Genomic DNA, 24,806 nt, shown 5'->3' with positions numbered 1-24,806 from the left:
CTTTATTATCATGAATTTCATATGCAGTATAGATGTAAGGAGAGCTTTGGTCTCTCCTTAATTTTTTAAAGTGGTAATCTGGATAATGTTTGGAGATTTATTGAATTTAGGGTGGGATATCTACATACCACTAGATATTGGTTTGAAACCTAACGAATATTAGTGGATTATACCCCGGCAGCAACAATGGCTTACCTCGATGGATTCATACTCTCTCAACGGGATTAGAGAAGAAGTAATAAAAATCATAAAAATTTACTTTTATTGCATAAACAAGATATTTGGAGGAAACATAAAACTGTAAAAAATCTCAGAGGTACTTTGGGGGAATAAGAATGGATGATCTCTTACTTAAGTTAATATCCATGTACCAAAATGACGGAACGCTTATTCTTGATATCGAGAAACTTCAACTAGATAGTGTTAAACGCTTATTTGAAGACATGGAAATCAGCAAAATGTTAAAAGTTACTGAACTGCCTTCTAAACCAGAGAAGATGGAAAATCGGATCCTTTTTAGAGGTAAAGTCGAAGGAAACGCGTTATTAGCTACAGATCAATTGCTTACCTTTGCGTTTTTAGAACATGAGCAAAAAATCGAAATTATAATTACAATCCCTCTCAGTCCAGGATCTTTGTGGAGTGAGAGATTTCCAGACTTAAAGGATAGTCCGTTTTGGCGTGATATTCAACTATCGGAGCATGCGGTTTCTCTAAGATTAGCCTCAGCAGATGGTATGTTAGATATTCCCGGAGAAGAACCATTGCAAGCGGGGATTAACTTTCTCGGTAACTTCGACTTTTCTACTGGTGGACTGGTCATTCTTCGTTGGTTGGAGCAGCGGGTTAACCAGTTAGCTCCAGCAAGGTCCATAATTACGTTTAAGCCTTTTGCTTTCGAGATCCCGGTATTTAAAGTGGCACTCAATTCAACGAACGTTCGTTTGCAATTGGAAGCGGCGGTGGTTTACCCAAAAACGGACGGTAAGCCTGCGTTCACTTTCAAGGCCAATATTGAATTATTTAAAAAATGGAATCTTGAGCTCACAGGTGAGGTGGAACCTGACGGTTCGGTGATTTTGAACACCGTACCGCAGAGAGGAGCAGACATTCACCTTCCCAAGAGGATTAAATTAATAGCCGACATACGTATTACACCTGCCGCTGAAATTTTGGTGACTCGATACGTTCTGGAATTCGGCAAGTTGATACTGCCCATAGAGGAAATATCTTCTGATCGTATTACCGGGCACGTTGAAGGGGGGACGCTTGAACAATTATGTGATGCTGTTGGCTTCCAAATTCAACTCCCGAAATCGCTTAATTCCATTTCTAACATAAGCTTTATCTACGAGGTCACGAAGGGAACTTTTGTGCTTACCGCGGAACGGACTGCTGAAGGTGACAAGGTCGTTTTAGCGGGATTAAGGAATGATGACAATTCATGGATCTTCGCGATTTCCTGCACCATAGACCGATCCATTAGCCTTGCGGACTTACCGATGGTTAAAGGGAAATTGCCTGCCGCGGAATCCGTGTCCATTCAAAAATTTCAAATCTTAATACCACTTAACGCTACTGCTGTCATAACAATAAACGAGATCAAACAATTAAACGAGTTATTACAGCAAAATCCGGTCTTTCCAGAGGAGGATCTTAACGGAGCAGTGCTGCGTGCGGAGATGTCGGTAGGAAACACAATAATACCTTTGCACCTAATGTTAGCAGAACTTACCTCCAATGGGGCAAGTCCATCGAATTTGCTGCTTGCAGATGTGGGTGGAAAAACAAAATGGTGTGAGGTTCAAAGAACGTTAGGCCCTTTACTTTTTAAACGGATTGGCCTTCGTCTTGTCGATGACGGGCTGGATATCCTTGTAGATGCAAGTCTGACTATTGATGTATTAACGGTTTCACTTTTGGAACTGGGCGTTCATCTACCTTTTCAATCATTCAAACCGGAGTTCAGACTTAATGGTATCGGGGTTGACTACGAAACAGGTCCGGTGGAGGTAGGCGGAACATTCCTCCGGAATCTCGAAAAAGCCTCTTTTGATGGGGGGGCTGTGGTTAAAGCTTCAGAGTACTCGTTAGATGCGGTAGGGTCGTATACAGAGTTAGCGGAGCCGTCCTTATTTGTTTTCATGAGAACTGAGGGTAACTTCGGAGGACCTCCGTTTATGTATATTACGGATTTAACCGGAGGTCTCGGATACAATCGTACCTTAAGAGTACCAGAAGTCCATGAGGTCGATGATTTTCCGCTACTTCAGAAAGATCTAAACTCAGATAAAGCAATCAAGAATTTACAGGATCAGGATTGGATTGAACCGGCGCTTGGAGAACATTGGCTGGCTGTAGGGATGCACTTCACAACGTATCAGTTTGTTAAATCGCGAGCAGTTTTAGCTGCCATCTTTGGTCGGGAATTCGAGTTAGCGCTCCTCGGTATCTCCAATCTAACTATACCTGAGTCCGGAGGTCCTAAGTTCGCGGATGTAACAATGCAATTGAGGGCGATCATCCGCCCTGCAGAGGGGTTATTTGGGATATCTGGTGAATTGATGCCAGAATCTTATGTGCTTCATGAGAAATGTGAACTAACGGGTGGATTTGCTCTATATGCTTGGTTCGGCGACAGCCATAAGGGTGACTTTGTATTATCCGTTGGTGGATATCACCCGGCTTTTCAAAAGCCGGAACATTATCCGACCGTGCCCCGGCTAGGCTACAATTGGTCAGTAGAGCCCAACCTGACGATTAAAGGGGAATCCTATTTCGCCATTACACCAGACTTTTTAATGGGTGGTTCCAGTTTAGAGGTGCTCTTCCATGCAGGTTCTCTCCGGGCTTGGTTTCGAGCAGTGGCTGACTTTTTTGCTCAGTGGAAACCCTTTAAGTTCTCTGTCGAAGTCGGTATTCGTGCGGGCATGTCCTTTCGAGCACGGGTTGCAGGAATAAAACTGCATTTTGAGGTAGAAATCGGTGCAGATTTAGAATTATGGGGTTCTCCTATTGGTGGACGCGCTATGCTGGGACATCGTTACTGCAAGTTAACGGTAGGTTTCGGAGCACCTCAAGAGAGTGTATCGGATAAGAGTACAGTAGGCTGGAAAGAGTTTCGAAGCTTATTGCCTGAGAATCCTTGTACCATAAGAATAGCTGACGGCCTTGTCCGCAAAGAAGAAGTAAGCGACGAAGAAGATATTTATGTAGTCCGTCCCGATCAATTTAAAGTAGTTGTCGACAGCGCGATCCCCGTTAAAAAAATATTTGTTGATGAGAAGGAATGCTCTGGCGACTCAGTATATATTCGTCCAATGGATCTTAACTTCGAACCGACCTATAAGATCGAAATAAAATTAGCTTCGGAATCCTTTAATCCTATTCAGTGGCGTATTGACCCAAGAATATCTGAGGTCCCATCGGTACTCTGGGGCACTTCAAGTGATGCAAAGTTAATATCTCATCTTACAGGGGTTAGCATTGCATCTCCCCGTGAAAATATAGAGCCTCTGAAGCTAAGTATCTCAGAAAATTTACTCTACCATGATTTACCGCGTCAAGGGATACAGGGCGAACCAGAGGAATCAGGAGAGCCCTTCAATGCATATCAAAGTTCATCCATTGTCGCGAATATCATGAATCCGGATATTAAGATGAATCGCCAACGCCTGCTCGAAAGTCTGACAAGTGCAGGTGTATATCAAGGGCCTAAAGCCGATGGTTCCTTGAACCGGTTTGCGACTGGGTATGACAGATATATACCAGAGCCTCCAAATAAGGTCAAAGGAATGAATTAGGAAGGAGTTTGAATATGGAAGCCACACTGAATTTATACGATCGTCAGGTTCCACAGCTACAGGCAGGCGAATATGTTGTGGAAGCGAATTTGGACATGGGAAGTCAAGCAATTACCGAGAAGTTAGAAGCAGATCCATTAAAGATTCGAGTTAGCGGTCCCCGATTTTTTTTAAGCGAGGGTGATGTTAAAGAATATTATCCTCCGTCTAAGGCTTCGGGTAATTTTAGCTATATTCTCCCACACATCGTTTTCAATAAAAGAGTGTTACCTTGGGAAAGAATTCTGGATATCAATGAAGCCAGTAGTTTGCCATGGATGGCCCTGTTGGTTTTCGAGGAAGATGAGTTGATTGGAGGCGCTGAATCGGATACACAGATCGAAACTATGACTGTAGAGATGTTATTAAGTGATAGTGATGAGAATATCCTGAAACCTGACATCAAACTAAAAAATGTACCTATACATGAGCGGTCCATGAAGTGCAGCACTATCTCGTTTTCAGGTGATTTATTCGATTGGATCGTACCCAAATGGGCTACCATCAAAAGGCTTCCCCATGTCCGTGAGGTGGACCTCACGAATAAGGCGTTTCTGCCTCTAGAAGAAGGACAATTCGCTGTATTGCCGTCCCATCGTCTTCCTTCCAAGCCTATGGGACGAAAAATCATCGTCCATTTGGTATCTCTGGAAGGCTGGAATGATTATTTGAAGCCCGATTCCCAAATGAAGGCTGCAGGAAAAAAGGTAAGAATGGTTTCTCTACACAACTGGAGTTTTATTAACGCTGAAGAAAAGGGCACTTTCAGTGATATCATGAGTAAAATGGCAGAAGATTCAAATCGGTATCTAATCCTACCAACGTGCCAAATTGACCCGAGTGTACCCGAGGGGGTCTGTAAACGAACAGAAACGGGGTATGTGCCTAAGTATTATAAAATGTTGTCAGGAGAGCATACTTTCGCCTGGTATCGAGGTCCACTAACAAAAAGCAAAATAGGTCTTACGGCCAAGTCAGATCCCTTCCGTACTTCGTCGGGTGCTATGATCTATGATGAGTTAAATGGCGTTTTTGACCTAAGTTACTCTGCGGCGTGGGAACTGGGACGAAAACTGGCACGTGCTGATAAATCTTTTTCAACAAGGCTGCTGAAAGTAAGGCAGAATACAATTCGGCTTGCAGATAAATTATTAAAACAGCAACAAAATGGATGGATGTCAACCGCATTCCTGGATCTCAATTTTGCATGTCCAACAGAGGATTGCCAAAGGGTAGAAAAACAAATTGTTCAAAATGTAATAGGGTTGGGAGATTCGGCATTGTTTCAAAAGATACATTCGGTTATGACTGGCCAATTGAGAAAAGAACTCCAGCGGGAACCAGAAAGGAAAATGGATCCAGAAAGGGTGGCGGAAAATTTTGAACAATTCAATGTTCCTCAGCGAACACAAGAGCAATGGTGGGAACACGCTATGTTACAACTGTCTAGCGAATGGGAACCTATTTCAAAGTGGCTTGGTGAATTATTATTGTTCAAGAACATCCCTTTGTCCTATCTAGTACCGGATTGGCGTATGCTACCACCCGATTCAATTCGTTTTTTTCGCGTTGATGCAAATTGGACGCATGCGCTTATGGATGGTGCGTTAAGCATCGGGTTCCAATCCACCTTAGATTACCAGATGCTCGGTGTAATCCGAAAAACGTTGATTGAACAGGCATATTGGCTCTCGGCTCAAGAAAGGCCGAAGCTATTTGGGAGATCAATCGTAGAACGTTCTCAGTATAACTATAAGGAACGTACAGGTTTCTTGATGCGCTCCAGTTTGGTCGATAAGCTTGAGGGAATGACGATAAAGGTAGCCCCCCGATCTAATGAGGAAGCGACGATACTTCTTACAGAAAAGATTCAGCCTACGCTTTTGTTTTGCTTAATTGAGGGAGTTCCCAGTTCCATTGAGATCGCGGAGCCGCAGGAAAGTTTAAGGTTTGGAGCAGAAAACGAACAACTATTACTTGACTATCGCTCTCTAGACAAAGGAAGTGAGGGGCAGGATCTTGGAGATATCTCTCTGCCTATTGATCCCCAACATAGAACAGTCCTTATAGAGGATCTTGTGAAGGAGTTACTCCCAAAGCTAAATCGTCAAGAACTCTCACCTGCCGAGTTAGGTTTGCAGTTGTATAACCTATCAGATCGAATGAAATTCGATCTAGCATGGTAAAGGAGGAACAACCATGGAACGAAATCTTTTACTTCAGTATGATCTCCTGACCGAACCAAGCCCGCTCCGAGCGAGTCCTGCTGAAGGTGATCGACGGATGGCACGAGTCACTTTCGTCATATCAAACCCTCATGAACAACCAGTTATCTGCTCACTCATCCGAATAAAACTGGAGATTGGGGATTATGCACATAATTTAACGGATGTCCCACAAGGAATTCGAATTGAAATGAATCCCTCGAATCCGACGCATTGGTCGTTTTCCTATGATGACCATGGAACAGTTGAATTAAAAGCTCAAACGGAAAGGGCTCGAAAGTTTACTTCGGAAGCGCTTACGGTCACTTTATCGAACATTGCGGTGAATCGGGAACCGGGTACCTTTGAACTACAAGTTGAAGAAGAGGCTGGGTACGAAGATGATTTTATAGATTTGCACATAACAAATTTCTCAGCAACCAAGTTTCCTGAGGAACCATGGATCGAAAAATTTCAGGCACTCCCCGATGAGATTGATCCCGGACAAGAAACGACGCTCACTTGGCACGCGGCGGAGCAATCCGGTTACTTACTGAGTCGAGAAGATGGAGAATCCGTAGATGTTTCCCATCTAAGAGAATGGAAGGCTCAAAGGTTGAATTGTTCAACAACGTTCACTTTGAGTGCCATAACTCAAGCACATGGAGAATCTTTGGAAATTAAACGGCATGTTCATGTGCGTGTACGGCGACCTGAGATTCAAGAAGTTAAAGCGGAGCCGAATGTACTGAAGAAACAATGGGGAGGGAAGGTGAAGCTAAGTTGGAAGGTTAATAAATGGACTGAATATGGTGAACTAATGACGGGAAACGGCAGTCTTATTACGCAGTGGAGAGGGGATGGGGAAGCAGAAGTGATTCCCGATTCCACGAATGCTACCTATATCCTTCGGGCTTACTACAAGGATATAGTCTCTGCGGAGAAGGTTGTGACCATTGCGCTTGATCCGGGTGATGTCGAATTCAAAAGCCGTCCTGAAATTGCATATCCTGGTCAGTTAATTACGGTAGAATGGGCATGCCCCCCTGATACTAAGGTTCTATTTGAAGGACAGGAGAAACAACCAGTGGGATCACAAGAAGTTACTGTAGGTACCGATGGAGTATCAATTTATTGGCTACGGTATCAACGGCAGGGTGGAATGTGGATGGAAAGACGCCTTCCTGTGCAAGTCGGTTCCTATGAGTTTTTTTTCACGAGACGTAAGTTTGAATTGTCAAATACCGCAACAGACGGAACCATATATACATATCGCTTTCAGTTTACTGATCCAATGAAACTCCTCTTTACCGTTTTGGTTTCGGGGACGGAGGTATGGTCCGAGGATATGTGGTGGGAGCGGGAGGAAGAGTTGATTAAAGTTCACAGTCAAGAGGGAGATCGGTTTCGATTGCTGATCAAGCCCGATGCCTTAGTCTTGATTCGTGTTTTTGAATCGGATATTCCCTATGCATTTGAGACACATCAAAACATTTCCATGCCCACAAAGGAGGCCCCTTAACCAAGATGCCAGAAAATATGCTCTTTGTACCCATCCAATTGGAAGCACTTGTTGTGAACGAGAAAATGAGAGTGGAGCGAAATTTTAGGCGCTTCCATAAAAATTACGATAATCTGACGGAATTTCTATCGCCTGAGCCCGAACCTTTTTCAGGTGGTCAAAATGATTTTAACCAGTATTCAAGCAATGAAGGGGTATATTTGCATTGGACTCTACCGGATGCCCTTAGAACGGGCTCCGATAAATCAGGCGAAATCGAATTCCCCAAAGTACCAAACCGCTGGCTCATTGTAAGGAGTTGTGGGATCAAGCAAGATCCTCTTGTGGCTTGGATTGTTGAGAGCGATGAACTAAGCGCTAAAGAAGGAACGGTTCCATATAATCATCCTGACCATTCACCAATTAAGCAAACGTTTATTGGGAGAAAGTTACCGCTTGAGAGTTGGGAGGAAAAAAAACCTCCAGGGCATAAGCTATTCTTAACCGCTCTAGGAACTGGAGATCTCACATTTACTGCCTATCAGCCTCAAGTGGAAAATATGTTCTCTATTCATGATCCGCTGACAGATGAAGGGTTGGAACAGACAATGTTGTCCTATCTAGTGGTGGGATGGTACTCCAATCCAGCATACGATCCAGTGGCCGATTGGAGAACACCTTCCGACTATCTAAAATTGTTAACTAGACTTGGATGGGATCCAAAGGACGCTGAAAAAAAGACCGCAAAGAGGAGTTTGTATCACGGTTCGGTCTATAAAGTCCTTTGGGACCGACAGGGGGATATCCCTATTTCCACACGTGATGAAGTAAATCTTTCACTTGCTGTGGGCAACACTTCACTTGATGCCTTGTCTGCTCTGATCAAAGAGAATTGTAGTGATGATACAGATCGACTCATCTCCACCGTAATCGATGCACTCCAGCACAATATGTTATCCGAAATTGCGGATAGTGATGGTGCGCTGACTCTAGACCAACATATCCAGCAAAGCGCTTTTGGGTCAGAAGAGGGTGGGAAAATCTGGACTGTGGTTAGAAAAGAGGAAAAGAAGTCTGCGGGACATTTGGTTTTAACTCAACGTCAAGAAAGTAAACTACGCGGCTTAAACCGACTACAAACCAAGCTCGAAGAAGCTGACAGAGAGGTAAGAAAGCTTCGGCGTAAATTGTATGAACTTTGGTGGAAGGCTGGACGGGCCCAAGCTATCGCAGATGATAACCAAGGGAGATGGCCGAACGAGACAAGTTGTGAGCGGTTCGAACTTAGCATCCATTCCGTAATTCGAGACTTGAAGGAAAAGGAAAGAACGTTAAACAATTATGCTAGTGAGTTTCAATCCTTCGACTTATCATGGTTGGGTAACAATCTCGTATTAAAGCCAATTGCTTTACCTCGTTATTGGTTACAACAAGACCCTGTGCTCCTTTTCGCCGGGCTACCTTATGAAAAACAAGAACAACTGCCTTTTTACACACGACATCTGAATCAATTGTTTCAGGGGTTCGAATATATGAAGGAAGATAATTCTGTAACTATTACATCGGCCCAATTGGATGAGTTGGTGCCCCAGCTTCAACTGAAGAACTTACCGAAGAGCATCGATGCCCTGATCCGTGAATTTGTACTCCTCGACCCTATGAATGATCGCATAATTGGTCAACTTACTGGTGCTTCGGAAATGGAATGGATGGGGAAACAAATCTTGGGAACATCACCTGCTCTTAATCGTATGTGGACGCAGCCATGGGATCCGCTTTATTTGGAATGGGAGGTCGAATGGCACCCCGTACCGTATAAAAACTATAGGTTTGATGGAAGTGACTATGTTTGCCAATCCTTAAGCAATATAGAAGATTCTCACCATGTGATCGGTGGTCGCACCTATCTAGACCATCAGGCTATGTTCTCCCTAAGGGCACGTATTAAGCAGTTCTTAAAGGATCACCAGGAACTTGGCGACGATGAAAAAAATCAGTTAAATCAATTAATTGCAGCTGTCGGGGATTGGAATATATTATCTCAAACTTTAAGTGGTCTCCATAAGCAACTTGCCATGAGAGATATTCGGATGCATCGTACACCAGAAAATGTGTTAGAGGACAGTATCTGTTCATTATATTCAGATGCTGAGATTGAAGATCTCATTCATGGAGAATACACAGCAGTTCCTGATCCCGGACAACCTTACATGGATCATGATGAAAAGACAGTATTTCAAGCCATCCGTAGTGGACAATTATGCTTCCATCGACTGACAATCGTTGATCGGTTTGGACAAACCATCGAAGTGCTGCAGCAGGAACAGGCTGCCTGCCCGCCGGTGCATACGGCTAAGCCTAGCGGCATGAAGGCGGAACTCCCCATTAGCGATGTACAGCCAGATCGATTTATACACTTGCGCCCAAGATTATTACAGCCTGCCCGTTTGCATTTTCATTGGATTAGTGCAGAAAACCCCGAGCATCGGTTGCATATGGAGGAGAAAGTGAATCCAATTTGTGGTTGGATTCTTCCCGATCATATGGACCGTTCTTTGACTGTTTATGACCAGGACGGAAGAGCACTAGGTGAAATTCGAAGAATTTATCCAGATGGAGTAGAGCAGTTACAATGGCTACCTGATCCGATAAGTGGAGAAAGTTTAAAAGATTTGAAAGAAGTGAACAAAACTCAAGAGCTAGCCCAGATGATAGAAGCTCTGATACTTAAGGCTAAGACGCCTGGCTTTGACGATTTCATGGAGGCTGTAGACCGCACGTTATGGACGATTGATCCATCTAGTGAACTGGAGGACCAGTACTTGTCCGTTTTGATCGGACGTCCTATCGCTGTTGTACGTGCTATGTTGAAGCTTGAGCTTGAGGAAGACAACCTTTACGATCCGGATTGGCGTAAGACTTTTACTACACCAACGAATCCGTATAAGGACATGCCATTTTCCGTCTCACTCGGATTTGCGGATTTAAGCTCGGACGGGCTTTTGGGTTATTACCTGAACGGTAACTATAATCATTACTATTCGGTGAGGGAAACAGAGCATCCACAGGATACCGCTGACCAAGATCCCTATGTTGTATTGCAGACAGCGGAAAATTGTCCCCGATTGACCTTTACTAATGAAAGTAAGGCCTTTGTCACAATGCTTATGGTACCCCAAGCTAATGTACATGCTTATTCAGGTATCCTACCAATCAAAAGCATCTCGCTTCCTAAACAATTCATTACTGCGGCATTAAGTCGCTTGGAAGTGACGTTCAGAGCAGGACCGCTGTTGTCTACTTTTGTCTCGGGTACTACTGATTTAGAGGAGGTACAAACTCCATCCTTCCTTCTACCAATGTCCCAAGAAGCAGAAATGAACTGGAATTGGGTTGAATTTGACCTAGATGCGGATATGGAGAAGGCCCGAATTTTCCCTGTCAAGCCATGGGTAGCCAAAGATGCTCCGACCGATGAACCTTTATCACTAAGAGAAGGATATGAAAGACTTAAAATCAATTTAATGGAGCAATAAAATGGTAAGCAAAAAGCAGAACGAATCTCTGGAATCGTTCTGCTTTTTAGTTTCCACAAGCTGAGGTAAATGGTATGCTCATCAAAAATGGGCCATTTGAATACGTAGTGGATTTGGGGATCCCGAATCTCGTGCTTCCTGTTCAAATTTTTCAATAAACTTCGAGAATGTTTCATCGTATATTCGTCCGCCGTTAGGATCAATGATATGAAGGGTAGTTCCTAGAACTGAACCGTCCCCAGAAATTCCATTGATGATCCTTGCGTGGATTGAAAATTCTTTGCTCGGATCTTCATCGGTAGTTGCCCAAAGTGGACCATGCGTTTTTAACAATCCTAGAATCCCGTCGATGGTATAGCTCTGAGGGATCTCGCCCACTAAGCCAACTTTATCTAGCAATGCTTTTTTCTCCGCCCCCAACAAGCCATTGTTATTGTTGAATTTCTCAAGATAAATGTCGTCCAGAGATAGCAATACCGACTCGATTTTCAGTGATGTTTTGTTTTTCCAATTAATTAACATGGTCAATACGGTGGCCCAGCAAACGTTTGAAGAAGGTTGTTCTAAGACAGGGATTGTTCCTGGTACGACGTAGTCTTCGAAAGTAAATAGTTGTTCATTTTTTTTCAATTATTTCTACCTGCTTTCCTAAGTTTTAAATGGTTTTACAAGTTAGTTCTGCCCCATATTCCTGAATTTACTCAATTATTTATAAGCAGATTCTTAATGGCCGTGGTTTGGAGTGCGCTTAAAATAGAAAGTCAAATACAATTCGAATTCACCAACATATTCCATAAGGGGCAGTAATACGTGTTAAAATACTGTTTGTGAATTTAACCAGAAGAGCATGTGAAACGATAACGTATTATCAAGCAAATCTAAGGATTTTGTTAAGATTTAGGTAATTAAGCTTTTAAAACTTAGAAAATAACTTGATTCTATTATATTAATTGTGTAATATATGGTTATATTGTTAGTTTATTTGATTCCGTTTATTCCCACACCTTTTTTTGTGTTGTGGTTGAGTTGTAGAAGCAAGTTGCGTCTTGTTTCAATTTTGAAAGGGCTTCTTTGAGCCGATTAGTGTATATATAGCTTTTTTTGCTATGCACATTTTTAATCGACTTGAAGAAGCCCTTTTTGTGTTGTTTTCAAGTTTGCAGGCGGGGTTATTTATTATTCATAAAATAACAAATTAAACAGTAGAGGAGATAGTAAAATGAAAAAAGATTGTAGACACTTACAACTAGTACCAACAGTAGAGGAACATAAAACACGAATGGAAAAAAATCAGAAATCATATGCTGCACCAGCGATGTCATCTGAATCCAGAGCAAGAGTGAACCAAATGAGAGGATGTTTTGAAGCTGAAATTATATTACCAGATGGGAAATTTCAATACTTTAAACCAGATACTCTTAATGAAAAGGTTGCCATTCAAGAAATCGCTTTATACATTGAAGGTATACAGGAAGCAAAAGAAGGCTACGTAATCTTATGGCGCTTTGTCGGGCAACAAAGTTTTTACCATGGTACAAAGATCGTAGCTGAACCGAAGTTTCGTACAATCCTACGTAAGCTGAAAGATTATTTTTTCGATTACGAAGAAGTTGTATATGAACCTGAAAAATAAGAAGGATAGAGGGATATGAAAATGAAAAAAGATAACATTTGGACAGAATTAGTTGATCCAAAAGAGCAGGAAATAAGAAAGCCATCCCAAGAGCCGGATGATATTTTTGCTGGTATGGGTGAGCTGCCGGAGATTACAGATGAAGAACTACCATTTTAATAAAGTCGAGGTAGTTTATAGAGGATAAAAGGAAGAACTAAGTGATGTATATACTTGGATCTTCCTTTTTTTATTGTAAAAAAAGAACTCGGAGGGAAACATTATGCGAATAGGAAATGATTTGGCGGCTGGATTTTATCCAACACCATTAACAGAAGGGAAACACTTAATACAGCTATTACAAATGGAATCAGAGCGAGCTTATGCTTGCTTTGATCCATGTTGTGGAGAAGGTACAATCTTAAGAAGTTTTGCAGATAAGGTGAAACAAGTTGGTATACAACTTGATACATATGGTGTGGAATTAGATGCAAATCGTTATAACAAAGCAAAAGAGCAATTAGATGTTGTGATACGCTCTGGTTTTGAAAATATGATGATTAGTCATGACTATTTTTCGCTCATCTTCTTAAATCCACCGTATAATACGGAGCTTCGGACAGAAAAAAAGAAATCAGAGAAAATGGAATTTAATTTCTTAAAGCGTGCACATCATTATTTACAAGATGGTGGCGTTATGGTGTATGTCATTCCATACGATCGTTTTGCTCAAGATGAAATTAGCTACTTTTTAGCTAAGAATTACGAGGAAATAGGATTAATGCGTTTTGGTGATGAAAATGAAGAATTTGAGCAATTTAAGCAATGTGTCTTTATTGGTCGTAAGCGTACAGCTACGAAAAATGATACATATTTTAATGATCGATTCGCTAATTTTTGCGAGAATATGTCAGAACTAGATTTTGTCAAAGCAAATGTGAATACATTAGCGCAAATGGTGAATCGTAAAAATTGGATTATACCAGAATTGAAATATAATAATAAATTGATTTTTACATCTCGCGTGGATTATAAAGACGCATATGAAGGTGTAGGCAAATCAGAGGGAATCGTATCATTAAAGAAACGCTTAAATAGAGGGAATGGTTACTCACTTCAAGGTGAGAAAACAGCTGCTGAAAGTGCAAAGATGCCGATTGCTTCTGGACAATTAGGACTATTGCTGATAACAGGTGTAGCAGATGGTTTGCTTGGTGAAGGTAATACACTCCATGCTGTTCGTGGATCTGAAAATGTGTTTTTTGAGAGTTCATTCGAGCAATTGGAAACAACAACGAAAGAAGTTGTATTACAAAAACGCCGTGCGAAATTTATCACAGCAACACCAACTGGTGAAGTCAAAGAACTTGTCTAGGAAAGGAAGAGGATTATGTCTGTACTGTTAGGGATAGGAGCGCTATGCATTGTATGGGAGTTTAGTAATTGCGTATTCCGTATTGTTATTGTTCTTACAGTCATTTGCCTATGTGCATCTCAATCTGGTACAGGTGAAAATTTTGTAGTGTTTGAGCAATTCTCACTTTTCAAGGGTGCAGGCGATATGCTACATGATGCTGAACAATCATTACCAGAGTGGAAACAGTTTGTAGATTTTTAAACAATAAATTGAATGAGTAGGACATGAAACGTATCGAATTAGATGCGTTTTTATTTTTAGGAGGGAAAATTATGATACAAGAAATGATTCAACAAGATACATTTGACCAGGAACAAACACCAGCGATGTTACAACTGGAGGCAGCTACTGCTTCTCATTCGGCTTTCTGCTTTGCCATGGCAGTTAATCATAATAACCATATGCAATTTGCAGTATTAGGTGCGAATGATAGTACATTAAAAGCGTTTCGTGCTGCTATATCTATGGGTACACGCCGTTTGTATTTTGGAGAAGGGAAAAAAGAAGAATTATATTATGCATTAGGTAAAAAAATGAATGTAATCCCGACAGGACAATTTGAATTCATTAATACACAAACAGCAAATAGAAAAAAAGCAATTATTGCGTTTTCTAAGGAAATAGAAGAAAAGTATGTTGTTGCAATTGACGAAGCACCAGAAATGCAAGTAAGAGATTTTTTGATGGCTCCTCCGTATGGTCTGCCAATCTTAGAAGAGTGGGCGAAACCCATTTATGAAGAAATGCTTACAAGAAATTTGTTACAACCATTGGAAATGTATTTTGATAAGAATGAGTTTTCTTCTCTAACGATTGCAAAAGTCGTATTAAAAGAAGATGATTGTAAAGAGTTTTTATCAGAAATGATCCGGTCTGGAAGATGTCAATTCCCACAAGAGGGTACAGGTGAAAAAATCAATGGAATCAACGATTTAAATGAATATCTATTGGAATACTCACCTGTCATGCTAGACAAAGTAACAAAATTAGATGAGCCTTTACATCAACCGATGAAAGATCAGGTATTATCTCATTTTGATATGTACCAAAGACCATTATTCCCTGTACAGGCACATGTAGCAACAGGTGCAGCAAAAGCATTGCAAGTACAGAAAGGAATCATTATACAGGGGGAAATGTCGTCCGGAAAAAGTGCAATTATGACAGCTACAGTAGATGGATATTTCCATTTAACAGGGCAAAAAGGGTATCGTACCTGCGTATTTGTTCCACCTACTCTTACTGAGAAATGGGCAAAAGAAGAAATACACCACTTAATACCAGACGCAGATGTACATCTAATTAAACGTACAGAAGATTTGATTCGTATTCATCAATCTTGGATTCAGGCTGGAAGACCAAAACCAGAAAAACCAACCTTCTTTGTTATTAGTTTTACAACAATGCGAGGGGACTCTATTAAACAGATGCCATTACCTTATAAAAAAATTGCACTTTCCAAGAAATCAGAGGAAGAGGTGCAAAGATATTATAAAAATGGATACTACTGTCCAGATTGTGGTGCTAAGTTACGTAAAAAAACTTCTTCCATTATGGTTCAACAAGCTAATGGTGATCAGAAAGAAGTTTGCCAGTATAAAGATTTTACAGGAAGTGACTTAGATTCGAAAACAAATAAAAATAGTGCCTGTGCTGATTGTAATTCAAATATTTGGAGTCCAAAAGTAAAAACGAGATATTCAAGTTTTAAAGACTGGACGAAATATGAAAATAAATTAGTACAAGCAATAAAAGAAGGAAATAAATCTTTGCAAAAACAACTAGAGTTAGAAAATCGTGTGAAACCATATGATGCGAAACAAACAGGGCGAGCATATCGAAAGGTAGCAACTGTTGAGTATATTCGTAGGAAAATGAAACACTTCTTTGATGCTCTTATTGTTGATGAAGTTCATGAATTAAAAAGTGAGACAGCACAAGGAACTGCCCTAGGGAGTTTAGCAAAGGTTTGTAAAAAAGTTGTAGCTGGAACAGGTACATTATTTGGTGGACGAGCGAGCGACGTATTTTATACATTATGGCGTTTATTCCCTCAAAAAATGGTGAAAAGCGGCTTTGAATATAGTTCTTTAATGGAATGGAATGAAACTTACGGAAACATCGAGAGAACGTATTACCATGACGGTGAAGTTGTATCCAACGTTGCTTCACGTGGTGCACAAGGGATGTTGGATAAAACAAAAGTTGTTCCTGGTATTTCGCCGTATGTGTTTACTCAATTCTTAATGGATACAACCATTAATGTACGCTTAAAAGATGTTTGGCCAAATCCTGTGGAGTTAATTAATGTTCCTACGATTCTTGTCGAGATGTCGGAAGAACAAAAACAGGCTTATGAGCATATGAACGAATCTTTTGAGAAAGCAATCGAAGGGGCGAAAGGTACACCAGATACTGGAAAACTATGGCTCTCTTATATTCGTACAGGAAATGCGTATCCAGATAATATGAACCATTATCCAAACTATCATTTAGATAACGCGGAAAAAGAATTGATTTGGTCCAATGAGGAATTCCGATTTGATGAGGATTGTATACAGCCGAAGGAGAAGAAGTTGCAAGAAATATTGCATACTGAAATCTCTGAAGGCCGTCCAACCATCATTTATGTATCTGATACAGGATCTACAGTAAAAGAACGAGATGTTCAGCCTCGTTTACAGAAGGTTGCCGAGCAAGTACCGGGTGCAAAAGTAGCTATTCTTCGTACGAATACAGTTACTCCGCCAAAACGTAGTGCATGGCTAAAAGAGCAAGTAAAAAGCGGTGTGAATGTAATTATCTGTTCGCAAGAATTGGTGAAGGTTGGATTAGATTTATTAGCGACACCAACGCTCATTTTCTACCAACTATCATTTAGCTTATTTACGTTAAACCAAGCTGCAAGAAGACATTGGCGCATTGGTCAAACGGAGCAATGTAGAACGTTCTATCTTGCTTACAGAGAAACCTTCCAACAGCAGATGGCACAATTAATTGCCCAAAAGAATAAAGCTGCTGAAGCAATGAACGGTGATGCAACAAGTGACGGACTAAATGCAATGCTGGGTGATACTGGGGATTTACAAACATTATTAATTCAAAATATCAAGAGTGGGAATCAGTTAAAAGGTTCAACAGAAGAATGGACACAAGCGGCATCGGAAGAATCTAAGCGGGTACTTGCAAATATCGGTAAAGTAATTAAACCAGTGTTTGAATCAATTGAAATTCAATTTACAAATTGGGTGAAAACATTACCGAGTACATTTGATGTATCGTTTATGGAAGATGTAAAATTTGTGCAAAAAGCTGTTGAATGTATCAAAGAAGAAAAAGTTCCTGGTTTTGTTGTAAAGCAACGTAAACTTGAAATTGACGGGAATGCAGAAGATATCATACGTACTTTAACAACACTGAATACTGATAAGCGTATGCTTGTACAAAAACAAGATATTGCATTATGGGAAGAATTGATTGTGGAAGTAGATACTTCTCAAAAGAAAGGAAAACGAAAAAGTAAAGTAATTGAAGGACAATTTGAGTTTGATTTATTTGGTTAAAGGAGAGGGGGAAATTATGTTTACGAAACTTCTTATCGCACTAATTTGCTATATGTGTTTTGTAGTTTACAAAACAAAAAGAAACATGTTGATAGAGGAGAAGGAAAAAGGACCAGAACCGGTGCAACGACCTGTTTATTGGTGCCCGAGAGAAAATAGGCCTATAGGTAGGGAACAAGAACGTGTTACTGTTCCAACGAAAGAAATTACCTTAGAAAAGGATGTAGAAAATATATACGATTTAGTTGCTACATCTATTCGAATGAATGTAGGTGAAGAAGAAAAAACGTTAGAACAGGACAAGGACGTTGCAAAGGAAGTGGAGTATGTTGAAGATTTTCACCATATTCCTGCTTCTGAAGCAGTATATAATATCCCTTTTCCTAGCGATGAGGATATACCAGAGGAATTGTTAGAATATGAGGAGACATTTCTGGAACTAGGACAGTTGCCGATTCCACAAGAAACAGAGCATATCGTCACTCTCCAACAAGGAATTTCAGAAGTAGATGATATGGATTTTGTAAAGTGGACTGCAAAAGTAATAGGGCGAGAACAAGGACTGACACGTGTACTTAATATGTCTAATAACAAGCGTTATTGGATTCATACAGTGGGAGAAATATTACCAGAAAATCAACTGTTGTATATAGAATTACAAATTAATTTATTGTATTCCTATACGCTAGTTAGATGGAGTGAAAGATAACTAGGAAATAGCTGAATGTATTTCCTAGTTGTATTTTCTTAGTTAAATAGCATGAAATACAGCATTTTCTCACTCATTTGTACAAGGATAAAATATTTTTTTATTTTTGTACAAATGAGTGGGACAGAATGATTCACCATATAAGGATATTCGACTATAATGAGACATTGTACGTCATTGTAATATTAAAATGTTTGGAGATTCAAGTGATTAACAGTCTTAAAACAGGAGAATTGAGAACTCTTCGTAATATTACAATGCTTTAAATAGATAGCATCAAATCATGAGAAGTGTATGAAGAATTATTTTATAAAAGTAAATAGGAGTGATAATATATGGCAATCGATCATATAAGCAACAACGTAGTAGAAAAATTAGAACAAACGGTGCGCTATGAAAAGAAACAAATCCAGGTATTACGTGTAAGTAAAAGTAGCTCTAATATACATGCTTACATGATTTTTCCGGAATTCTCAGAGGTTAAAATTTCAAATACCGAACTGGATGAATATATAGAAAACCTTTCAATAAGCGTGAAGTATGTTATTGATCGCAAGTTGAGTCAACAAGAAATTGAAAAACAAAATCATTCTTTCATTATGACATGTGCAGTTGAGGAAGATGGTGTGATAGATGATGAAACTCTTCATTTTAATACGACGTATGTCAAACCACCAACAATTGCAAATAAAGTATTTAAGTTAGTGTGTGGATTAGGCAATCGTTTAGATAGCTTAAAAGAGTTACATATTACAGTATTAAATAATAATATTAATCGAATTGAAATTGAGTTTTACAATGAAAATGAAACATATGTGGCAGTAGAAAAAGAAGAAATTGCAAATGCAATTATGGGGGCATATACAAAAGCAAATATCTATTATTCGGCAGACCTATTTTATGTTGCAGAAGGAAATCAAATCAAATTAAAGAGCGTTAAACCAAAATTAGCGGGTGATGTGTGATGAAACAAGAAAAAGGGATGATAGGAGTCTTATGTACGCTTGTTTTAATGGTTTTACTTCTTACCCCCTTACAAGCAGCTCAGGCTTCTGTAAAAGTAGATTTTAACAAATTGAAGGGGGACGACGTTTCATCATCCTTTAAAGAGGGATTAAACAATCGAAAGAAAACAACTGAGAAAGATGACTCATTTGGTTCATCGATCATACAAAAAGTTGAAGGTATGTATGCACCGGCTTTTAAAGTAGGAGTAAATATCTTTTCTATTTCATTTATATTAGGCGTTATTGTCATGGTTATGGCATTAATTACAAAGAATGGTCAATGGATGAAGTGGGCAACCGGAAGTATGATTTTCTCATTTATTAGTATGATGTCCATGAGACTAAGTGTGTACTTCCTGTTCAGTTCCGATGTACTTTCGTTTATGAACATCTTTACGGATTTTTTAGACCTGTTTAAAGCAACAGCACTTATTTTCACACCATTTATGTTAATAGCAGGTATTCGTTTAAGAAAAATTCATGAGAGTACGAAACAGCCTGAGTACTACCGGTGGTCCAACCGTGTCATAACGGGATCTTGTTTGCTGTGTATGTTAGCTGTACTCGCTCCATGGCTATTTGCTAATATGTAAAAAACCTTATATAAGAATGAAGAGGTACTGAATCTACATTCAGTACCTTTTATCTACCCATTAAGTTCCTTGTCTTGTATTCTTCAAATATTTCCTTTGATATAGGGGATAATATGCTACTTAGATATACAGCTGTATATAAAAAGTGTGGTTGATCTTTCATTTGAAAGACTGGGAATCTTATTATGAGGAATAAAATTGTGAAGATCCCTTCATAACTAAGCCAACGTTGCCATTTTGAATTAGAAATCTCCATTGCTACGTATATGATACCAGTAACAAAGAGGAGTGGCACCAATTGTATCAGACTAAATAATATCGTTTGTTCTATCATTCTTTTCTTATAAATACGCTTAGTGTTTGAATCCAAGTTTCTTAATCCCTTCTGCAATTTTCATGATGACACCACCAATTAGGAGATGGTATTCACCAATCCCTTTTTCATTTACATACCAACACATGTAGTGCCTAATACCTTCTTTTGCACCGTGATCATGTAAAGGGAAAGGAGAAGCATATTTTTCTGGGGAGATATTATTATCAAAAGGAATTTGTTCTGCAAGAGTAAAGCGTCTCTTTAAGTCATTTACAATCCAACAACCATAATCTATTGTTCCATACCATATTGCATCTTTATGAATCGGATCAATGGAAGGTTGTGCTGGATAATTTTTAGCCAGTATTTGTGCTTTTTCTTCCCGAAGTTGTTGATGTATATGTGAATTCAATGGATCTTCCGTTCCAATTTCATAGGTTTCTTCAAAATTTCCGCACTTATAAGGGATAAGTGGATTATTTGAATCAGCTGCTAATTGTAGACTGCAAGAATCCGATTTTGAAAGGTAGTATACACAGTCTTTGCAGGTAAACAAGTTTGAAAAAGCTGAATTTGTTTTTTGTTCTGTTACGGTATTATCTACTACAAGTTTTAACATGTCTGTCACAATCCTTTTTAAGCTATTTGTGAGTTTAATATAGACGTATCATACCATGCTTATTATTAAATGTAAATATCTACCAATTTTAAATAACCTAATTTATTTTGAAAGGAATGTTTGTTTTGAAGAGAAATCGAGAATATATGGTTTTGCGAAATTCTATTTTAATAGGGTGGCTGCTTACAATTACGGTTATAGGCCTATCTATCTATTTTTCATCTATTGTATATTTACTAATCGGATGTTTCGTTTTATCCCTTAAATACGGATTAATGGGTACCGTAAAGAATGTGGAAAAACGTTTACCCACATGGGCTAATTTTGGGGTTATTGAAAAGCCAGTAAATCGAAGAGTGACAAGACCATTTCAGTTTCGGGGCGGGCTCCTTGTTTCATTAGCTTTAGGATTTGTAGAAATGGTGATAAAAGGCTTATGTATCTCATATTTTATTTTAGGATTAGAAACGTATATATATCGTTTAATGCGCAGAAACGCAAGAGTGTAAAAAGGAGGATTTTAAAATGAAAGTATTGATATTCGAATTAATTCTCATTGCGATTCTGATTCCGTTGAATATTGTTGTGAAAAAACATATACCAAAATGGAAAGGGAAAGCTGGAGAAAAATTAGTGAAACGTATACTAAGAAAATTAGATCCCGAAAGTTATTATATATTACATAATGTTACGGTCCATACGGAGTATGGTGAAACAACGCAAATTGACCATATTGTTATTGGGGAAACAGGAGTATTTGTTATAGAGACGAAAAACTACGAGGGTTGGGTCTATGGAAATGAGAAATCCGCAAGGTGGACACAGGGTATTTTTAGAAAGAAATCCTCTTTTCAAAATCCATTTCGCCAAAATTATAAACATATAAAAGCTATTGAATGGTTAATGGAACAACAGCTGCCATGTATCTCTATTGCAGCATTTCATCCCAAATGTAGTCTGAAAAGGGTAAATGTTCATTCCAAAGATAAACACGTCCTATATTATAACGACTTAAAAAGTTGTATTGAATCTTATACTGAGGTGCAGCTAACAAAAGACGAGGTCCAGCATATTTATCAAACAATATCGCGAGTGAATATCATTGATAAAGATATTGAAAAGAAACGTATGAAATATTTACACAATAAGTTTGCTAAACAATAAGAAAATGGAGAAGAAGACATGTTATATATAATAGGGTTTGTCATAATATCTGTAATAGCTATTCGCCTTAACATGAAGTATTACAAGTTAAGAGGAGATACAAGAGATTTTGTAACGGAAAAAAATGATTAGAAGATTTATAATATCTCACAGTTATGAGTGATAGTATAGTTTCTTCAAAAATAATGAACTCCATTGAAAAATATGGTAAATTGTTAGATGGAAAAATATATTTGTAGTTGAAAAGTCATTTATCGCACTTTTTCCTCTTGCAGCTGGAGCCTCTGAATAAGGACTTATATGGTAGATGTACATTGCAGAAGGGTTCTGTTTTATTGTAGAAGAGTTAAATCCTCTTACACGGAAAGAGCAGCATTTGGAAATACCGTCCAGTACATTCGAAAATTCAGCGATACAGATAGATTTTAGTGCAATGATGATTTTTAGAAGCAACAAAAATTGACAATGAGGGGGAACGAATATGAATATATGCTCCAAATATGGCGAGGTAGGTCAAGCTTTATCTAAGAAAATAGAGGAAATAAAACAGGAAAAAAATGAGGATTATTCCACTTTTAAAATGGAGTGCATTCAATTTGAGGAAAGACTGGCCGTTGAAAAAATTGAACCGCCTTGTCTAGATTGTGACGATTGTATGACGTTTGTGGAGAACAGACGGATAGTTTATGGTTATTTGTTTGAAGGCAAAGACAAGCAATGGGTAATAGAACAGGAACAGTATGTAAAAAAGGCAAGGGGCATTGATAAAATCCTTGGACACTCTCATTCAATTCATGTAAACTCTGAAGATTTTAATAGGATTCCATACATTCCAAATAATAAACCACTTGTTTATTTAGACCATAATGTGATGGACAAATTCCATAAAGAGGAGGAAAAGAAGGGAAGACTAGTTCCTGGCTATGCAGATGTACAATATGTCTACAGTCCTTCTCATCTCGAGGAAATCAAACGGATGAACAATGCAGAAGAGGAAAAGAAAGTGTTGTCTGCGATCCGAGAAATTACCCGCTCTCTCTTCATTTCCAATTTTGAAGATAGTAATGAATTGAGCCTTGCCTATGAGGACCCAAAATATGGAATGCTTAGGATATTGAAAAGTGAGGTTGCACCAGACGTCGAAGATTACCGCGTTATTACCACCGATGACCGGAAAATATTCTATCCCGAACATACAGAACAAACTTACCTGAGTAAATTAACTTTTGATAAGGTATTTAACCATGAGACGGTTATTGGGGTATATGAGGATTTTAAACATGGAGAAATCCCCGATGAGAATGGGGGAGTAAAAGGTAATCCGTATATCCGTCAAGCGATACATGCACTCGTTCAGGCGTTGGATAATCTCGGGTACAAGACAGACAAGCACCGTGCAATAAGAAGCAGTGTACATGATATCGAGCACATGATTTATGCGACGGGAACAGATATTTTTGTTACGATGGATAAAAAATTTAAGGAACGCTCGAAGCTCATATATCAAAGACTAAACATTAGCACAAAGGTTATGGACTGGGACGAGTATATGGAGCATTTAGATTCTTTGGCTAATAGTAAAAGTCCGGAACATCATTAAAGAATAAGTCTCTACTTTAGACATGAACATTGACGAAGTAGATTGAGATTCTTATGCAAGAAAAATACTCGTGAGATTACACTAACAGGTATGAAATAGCGGAATAAAAGTTATTACCTTTCTCTTATGGGACTAACGTGTAGTTTATTTTAAGTGAAAAAAATCCCTAACTTGAACTTCACTAAATGCTAAAAGAGAAAACGGTTCTTTACTAACTCCAAAATGCGGTATTTATACTAAAATAAAATGAAATAAGATTTTAAAATCCTAAATTCTATATATAAAATTAATCGGAAATATGATATGATAAAAGTAACAAAATACCTCTAAAAACTATCTTGCAAAAGGACACACCTACGCATACACATGCTATAGGTGTGTCCTTTTTTAGTTGTTTAAAAAATATTAGAGATAAAATGGATATAGTACTTTGCACGCTTTTAGTAGGAGGAAAATATTACGATGAAATCATGGATTAAGATCGCTTGTATAACATCATTCGTATTTCAAATGGAAGCATGTAGCAATTCGACGCAAACAAAAAATGATTCAAGACCTACCCAAGCAGTACAAAACGGGATACAACAGCACTTGGAAGGGAAAGGTATTGTCGATATTCCAGAAGCTTATAAGGGAAAAATAAAAGGCTTAAAGACTGTTAAAGGGAAGGTGTTACATATAAAGGACGGAGATACGATAGACGTGAACGTAAGGGGACAGAAACAGACGGTAAGGTTGTTGTTATTGGATACCCCTGAGTCTGTATCTCAAAAAATCCCACCACAAAAGATGGGAAAAGAAGCCTCTTCCTTTTTAAAGAAACAGCTAGAATGGAAAAGTGTAACCTTGGTTTATGATCGGGGACCAAAAGAAGACAAATACGGTAGGAAATTGGCTTATGTATTTTGTAACGGAATACATATTAATGAATTAATGGTCAAGTCTGGTTATGGGATTATAGCCTATATTTCTAGACCTAATACTACATTTTTACCTGAAATGCTAGAAGCAGAAAAAGAAGCAAAAGAATTAAAGACTGGCGTGTGGAGCATTAAAGGATTTGTAGATGAAAAGAACCGGCATTATAACCGTAATGATGCAGCTTAATATCAATACTTATTCC

19 protein-coding genes are annotated in these 24,806 nt (G+C 38.9%); 16 read left to right on the top strand and 3 right to left on the bottom strand.

Annotated elements, in window-relative coordinates; genetic code table 11:
- Window positions 1-335 precede the first annotated feature (335 nt).
- The 4 genes from H6481_RS18570 to H6481_RS18555 are packed head-to-tail and all read left to right on the top strand — an operon-like array spanning window position 336 to window position 11,083.
- Window positions 336-3,803, top strand: a complete 3,468-nt coding sequence (locus tag H6481_RS18570; protein WP_182812758.1) for a DUF6603 domain-containing protein — start codon at window positions 336-338, stop codon at window positions 3,801-3,803.
- A gap of 14 nt (window positions 3,804-3,817) precedes the next feature.
- Window positions 3,818-6,028: a hypothetical protein gene (locus H6481_RS18565; protein WP_182812754.1), complete on the top strand. Its 2,211-nt coding sequence runs from the start codon at window positions 3,818-3,820 to the stop codon at window positions 6,026-6,028.
- A 13-nt stretch (window positions 6,029-6,041) separates the two neighbouring features.
- Complete coding sequence (locus tag H6481_RS18560) at window positions 6,042-7,568, top strand: hypothetical protein (RefSeq protein ID WP_182812751.1); 1,527 nt, start codon at window positions 6,042-6,044, stop codon at window positions 7,566-7,568.
- Between the two features lie 5 nt (window positions 7,569-7,573).
- Window positions 7,574-11,083 (top strand): hypothetical protein, encoded by a 3,510-nt coding sequence (locus tag H6481_RS18555; RefSeq protein ID WP_182812748.1) that lies wholly within the window; start codon window positions 7,574-7,576, stop codon window positions 11,081-11,083.
- Window positions 11,084-11,164: 81 nt separating this feature from the next.
- Here the strand turns inward: H6481_RS18555 and H6481_RS18550 are convergent, their stop codons facing one another.
- Complete coding sequence (locus tag H6481_RS18550; protein ID WP_182812745.1) at window positions 11,165-11,713, bottom strand: papain-like cysteine protease family protein; 549 nt, start codon at window positions 11,711-11,713, stop codon at window positions 11,165-11,167.
- A gap of 589 nt (window positions 11,714-12,302) precedes the next feature.
- Between H6481_RS18550 and H6481_RS18545 the strand changes: the two genes are divergently transcribed.
- From H6481_RS18545 to H6481_RS18510, 8 genes are all read left to right on the top strand, one after another.
- Entirely contained in the window at window positions 12,303-12,716 is a 414-nt protein-coding gene (locus tag H6481_RS18545) for a DUF6018 family natural product bioysynthesis protein (protein WP_044796998.1), read from the top strand.
- Between the two features lie 21 nt (window positions 12,717-12,737).
- Window positions 12,738-12,875, top strand: coding sequence for a hypothetical protein (locus tag H6481_RS18540; RefSeq protein ID WP_182812742.1), 138 nt, complete (start codon window positions 12,738-12,740; stop codon window positions 12,873-12,875).
- Window positions 12,876-12,978: 103 nt separating this feature from the next.
- Entirely contained in the window at window positions 12,979-14,070 is a 1,092-nt protein-coding gene (locus H6481_RS18535) for a DUF6094 domain-containing protein (RefSeq protein WP_182812739.1), read from the top strand.
- Window positions 14,071-14,085: 15 nt separating this feature from the next.
- Window positions 14,086-14,313 carry a hypothetical protein gene (locus H6481_RS18530; protein ID WP_182812736.1) on the top strand — a complete coding sequence of 76 codons (228 nt, stop codon included), beginning with the start codon at window positions 14,086-14,088 and terminating at the stop codon, window positions 14,311-14,313.
- Window positions 14,314-14,384: 71 nt separating this feature from the next.
- The gene (locus tag H6481_RS18525; protein ID WP_182812732.1) at window positions 14,385-17,675 is read left to right on the top strand and encodes a hypothetical protein; all 3,291 of its coding nucleotides are present in this window, start codon (window positions 14,385-14,387) and stop codon (window positions 17,673-17,675) included.
- Between the two features lie 16 nt (window positions 17,676-17,691).
- Window positions 17,692-18,384: a transposase gene (locus tag H6481_RS18520; RefSeq protein WP_182812730.1), complete on the top strand. Its 693-nt coding sequence runs from the start codon at window positions 17,692-17,694 to the stop codon at window positions 18,382-18,384.
- Between the two features lie 335 nt (window positions 18,385-18,719).
- Window positions 18,720-19,349 carry a hypothetical protein gene (locus H6481_RS18515; protein WP_182812727.1) on the top strand — a complete coding sequence of 210 codons (630 nt, stop codon included), beginning with the start codon at window positions 18,720-18,722 and terminating at the stop codon, window positions 19,347-19,349.
- Window positions 19,349-19,984: a hypothetical protein gene (locus tag H6481_RS18510; RefSeq protein ID WP_182812724.1), complete on the top strand. Its 636-nt coding sequence runs from the start codon at window positions 19,349-19,351 to the stop codon at window positions 19,982-19,984. Before H6481_RS18515 ends, H6481_RS18510 begins: the two co-directional genes overlap by 1 nt.
- 49 nt (window positions 19,985-20,033) lie before the next feature.
- On the opposite strand, the gene H6481_RS28880 is transcribed toward H6481_RS18510, so the two are convergent.
- Both H6481_RS28880 and H6481_RS18505 read right to left on the bottom strand, forming a co-directional pair.
- Window positions 20,034-20,354, bottom strand: coding sequence for a hypothetical protein (locus tag H6481_RS28880; RefSeq protein ID WP_259347374.1), 321 nt, complete (start codon window positions 20,352-20,354; stop codon window positions 20,034-20,036).
- The gene (locus H6481_RS18505; RefSeq protein WP_182812721.1) at window positions 20,338-20,919 is read right to left on the bottom strand and encodes a hypothetical protein; all 582 of its coding nucleotides are present in this window, start codon (window positions 20,917-20,919) and stop codon (window positions 20,338-20,340) included. The genes H6481_RS28880 and H6481_RS18505 overlap by 17 nt, the downstream gene beginning before the upstream one ends.
- 125 nt (window positions 20,920-21,044) lie before the next feature.
- On the opposite strand from H6481_RS18505, the gene H6481_RS18500 reads away from it, so the two are divergent.
- From H6481_RS18500 to H6481_RS18485, 4 genes are all read left to right on the top strand, one after another.
- Window positions 21,045-21,428 carry a hypothetical protein gene (locus tag H6481_RS18500; protein ID WP_182812718.1) on the top strand — a complete coding sequence of 128 codons (384 nt, stop codon included), beginning with the start codon at window positions 21,045-21,047 and terminating at the stop codon, window positions 21,426-21,428.
- A 16-nt stretch (window positions 21,429-21,444) separates the two neighbouring features.
- Window positions 21,445-22,083 (top strand): nuclease-related domain-containing protein, encoded by a 639-nt coding sequence (locus H6481_RS18495; RefSeq protein ID WP_182812715.1) that lies wholly within the window; start codon window positions 21,445-21,447, stop codon window positions 22,081-22,083.
- Window positions 22,084-22,564: 481 nt separating this feature from the next.
- A complete protein-coding gene (locus H6481_RS18490) occupies window positions 22,565-23,683 on the top strand; it encodes a hypothetical protein (RefSeq protein WP_182812712.1) in 1,119 nt (372 codons plus the stop codon).
- Window positions 23,684-24,145: 462 nt separating this feature from the next.
- Window positions 24,146-24,790, top strand: a complete 645-nt coding sequence (locus tag H6481_RS18485) for a thermonuclease family protein (RefSeq protein ID WP_182812709.1) — start codon at window positions 24,146-24,148, stop codon at window positions 24,788-24,790.
- Window positions 24,791-24,806: the final 16 nt, after the last annotated feature.

The organism is Bacillus sp. ME78, assembly GCF_903970865.1.
Taxonomy (GTDB): domain Bacteria; phylum Bacillota; class Bacilli; order Bacillales; family Bacillaceae_G; genus Bacillus_A; species Bacillus_A cereus.
This window is presented reverse-complemented; position numbering and strand designations above follow the sequence as displayed.